This window comes from Rhodococcus sp. 1168, assembly GCF_002091955.1.
Taxonomy (GTDB): domain Bacteria; phylum Actinomycetota; class Actinomycetes; order Mycobacteriales; family Mycobacteriaceae; genus Rhodococcoides.
On the sequence record NZ_MKKY01000061.1, the window covers coordinates 1 to 3018 of the forward strand.

Consider the following 3018-nt stretch of genomic DNA (forward strand, 5'->3'; position numbering starts at 1 on the left):
GGGTAAGTCCCATGACGTGGTGGACATTCGGTGAGGCGGCGTAGCCGCTGCTCGGGCGTGTCGTACCCGTGTTGTGGGTGGGCCATCGCGTAGTGATGAACGAGTTACCGCCAAAGTGACTCGACCAAAGGACCACGCGATGACCCACGACCATTCTGCCCTGATCACCCAGCTCGACGCACTCAAGGGCGCCGACCCGGCGAGTGTGTTCGCCGAATTGATCCGCGCCGGCTTACAGACCCTGATCGACGCCGAGGCCACCGAGGTCCTCGGTGCCGGCCGCTACGAACGGACCACCGAGCGAACGAACTACCGCAACGGCACCAGGCCGAAGACAGTAGCGACGACCAGCGGCGACATCGAAGTCCAGATCCCGAAGCTGCGCACCGGGTCGTTCTTCCCCAGCCTGCTCGAACGCCGCCGTCGCATCGATCAGGCCCTGTACGCGGTGATCATGGAGGCCTACGTCCATGGCGTCTCGACCCGCAACGTCGACGACCTCGTGACCGCATTGGGGGTCGACTCGGGGGTCTCGAAGTCGACCGTCTCGCGGATCTGCCAGGGCCTCGACGTCGAGATCGCCCGCTTCCGCGAGCGTTCGTTGACGCACACCAGCTTTCCCTACATCTTCCTCGACGCCACGTACTGCAAGGTCCGGATCGGTGCGCACGTCGTCTCGCATGCTCTCGTCGTCGCCACCGGGGTGTCCATCGACGGGACCCGCGAAGTATTGGGCACCGCAGTAGGAGACAGTGAGTCGTTCGACTTCTGGCGCGAGTTCCTCATCGGACTCAAAGCCCGCGGTTTGTCGGGGGTGCATCTAGTGATCTCCGATGCGCATGCGGGGTTGAAAGCGGCGGTGGCGCAGCAGTTCACGGGTGCGTCGTGGCAGCGGTGCCGGGTGCATTTCATGCGGAACGTCGGCTCGGCGGTGTCGTCGAAGCAGGTGCCGCCGGTGATGGCTGCGATCAAGACGATCTTCGCACACACCGAGCCCGATGCCGTTGCGCAGCAATGGGATCAGGTCGCCGACACTCTCGCTGGCTCGTTTCCGAAAGTCGCTGCGATGATGCGTGATGCGAAGGAGGACGTGCTCGCGTTCCGGTCGTTCCCGAAGGCACATTGGCAGAAGATCTGGTCGAACAATCCGATCGAACGACTGAACAAGGAGATCAAACGCCGCGCCGATGTCGTGGAGATCTTCCCGAACCCGGCAGCGTTCCTACGCCTGGCGACGGCGGTGGTGATCGAGGCGCACGACGAGTGGCAGGTCACCCGCCGCTACGTCTCCGACGTCTCCATGGACGAACTGAGGGTCGTCATCGCACGAAAGGAACGCGCTACAGCCGCCGACACGGACACCGAGTCGTTGACACCCAAACTCGAATCCGCATAACATACAACACAACTCGTTGATCACGAACCAGATGGTTCACCGATCCGAACTACACCACGCCATGGGGCACTATCTATTCAAGCGCTTGAGCGGCGCTGTTAACTTAACTGAATGCAATTGGGAATCAACAGCATCAGGTCAAGTTGTGGCGAATTCTGTTGGCGAGAAACCGGTTCAGGCTGCAGATGGTGTGCCGATATCGTCGTTCCAGCAAGCGAAGCGGCCGGTCATTTCCGAACGGTTATCGCTCGCGGTGAGCTTATGTCGCCCGGGTCGAAAGTGCGGCGAAATCGCGCTGAACACCGCCAGGAACCGTTGCGCTGCATCCGGTGAGCGAAAAAGTTTCATTGTCCGTTCGAGCTGGCTCGGGGGGTGGTGCGATTTCGCGACCAGATTGCTGGGGTACTTCGAGCGCCGGTGCTCGACCGATGGCATCAACTCCCGGTGCGCCACAAGGTAACTGGCAAGCCTGTCGGTCACCGGTACCTCGGCATCCGAACATGCTTACGTATCAGCTTGCCAAAGAAGCGTTTCGCCGCCTTCGCATTGCGCCGGGACTGGACCAGAACGTCAAGGACATTGCCGTCCTGATCGACCGCCCGCCACAGGTACTGCCGTTTTCCGCCGATCTTGGCGAACACCTATATCGAGGGCACTGTCACGTTGTTGAAGTCGGCAAACTGGCAGAATCCATTGCGTGACCAACCCGATGCTGTCGTACAAGGGCCACCGCTACCCGGTCGAGATCATCAACCACTGCGTGTGGTTGTACTTCCGGTTCCCGCTCAGCTTCCGCGAAGTCGAGGAGATGATGCTGCAACGCGGTGTCATGGTCAGCTACGAGACGATCCGGCGGTGGTGCGCCAAGTTCGGGCAGGCCTACGCCAACGAGCTGCGTCGACGGCGGTCCCGGCCCGGTGACAAGTGGCACCTCGACGAGGTGTTCATCCGAATCGATGGCCGCCAACATTATCTGTGGCGCGCGGTCGACCAGGACGGCAACTTGCTCGATGTGCTGGTCCAGTCTCGACGAAATGGTAACGCCGCCAAGCAATTCTTCCGTAAGCTACTCATGGGCTTGCGCTATGTGCCGCGGGTGATCGTCACCGACAAGCTTGGCAGCTACCAGGTCGCGCACCACGAACTGTTGGCCTCGGTCGAGCATCGCCGATCCAAGTACTTGAACAACCGGGCCGAGAACTCGCACCAACCCACCAGGCAGCGAGAACATGCGATGAAACGGTTCACCTCGGTCGGGCACGCGCAACGCTTCCTGTCCGCCTTCTCGGGCATTTCGCCGCATTTCCGACCCGGCCGACACCGCCTCTCGGCATCCGAATGGCATACCGAGATGGCCGACCGTTTCACGATCTGGCAGGAGATCACCGCGACCGACGCCGCCTGAAAGTAAACAGCCCGGCGGTGTCCTGTAACAGCCTGCCCCAAACAGGCTTCACTGCTACACTTTTCGACTAATCTGACAGTGCCGGCCGGAGGGCACTTTCTTCAGTTCGACACCCGGTTACCTCGCAGATTCATCGGTGGATCGAGGCTAAGCGCAATACCGTTCAGTTAGTGTCCGTTGAGGTAGGGTGAGGTGTGCCTCGTAGTGGATGGGTGAA

The 3018-nt window shown here is 60.9% G+C and carries 4 protein-coding genes; 2 read left to right on the top strand and 2 right to left on the bottom strand.

Annotation, left to right across the window (positions count from 1 at the left end; translation table 11 throughout):
• Positions 1 to 139 precede the first annotated feature (139 nt).
• Positions 140 to 1396 (top strand): IS256 family transposase, encoded by a 1257-nt coding sequence (locus BJI47_RS12070; protein WP_088943966.1) that lies wholly within the window; start codon positions 140 to 142, stop codon positions 1394 to 1396.
• 174 nt (positions 1397 to 1570) lie between these two features.
• Here the strand turns inward: BJI47_RS12070 and BJI47_RS12075 are convergent, their stop codons facing one another.
• The gene (locus BJI47_RS12075; protein ID WP_368655888.1) at positions 1571 to 1876 is read right to left on the bottom strand and encodes a hypothetical protein; all 306 of its coding nucleotides are present in this window, start codon (positions 1874 to 1876) and stop codon (positions 1571 to 1573) included.
• The gene (locus BJI47_RS24985) at positions 1873 to 2037 is read right to left on the bottom strand and encodes a DDE-type integrase/transposase/recombinase (RefSeq protein WP_368655889.1); all 165 of its coding nucleotides are present in this window, start codon (positions 2035 to 2037) and stop codon (positions 1873 to 1875) included. Before BJI47_RS24985 ends, BJI47_RS12075 begins: the two co-directional genes overlap by 4 nt.
• Before the next feature lie 68 nt (positions 2038 to 2105).
• Here BJI47_RS24985 and BJI47_RS12080 point away from each other — a divergent pair, with 68 nt between their 5' ends.
• Entirely contained in the window at positions 2106 to 2801 is a 696-nt protein-coding gene (locus tag BJI47_RS12080; RefSeq protein ID WP_088943967.1) for an IS6 family transposase, read from the top strand.
• The last annotated feature ends 217 nt before the right edge of the window (positions 2802 to 3018 follow it).

Bases quoted from the DNA above. Each gene is read 5' to 3' on its own strand.
- BJI47_RS12070 (WP_088943966.1), top strand. From the start codon at position 140: ATGACCCACGACCATTCTGCCCTGATCACCCAGCTCGACGCACTCAAG.
- BJI47_RS12080 (WP_088943967.1), top strand. From the start codon at position 2,106: ATGCTGTCGTACAAGGGCCACCGCTACCCGGTCGAGATCATCAACCAC.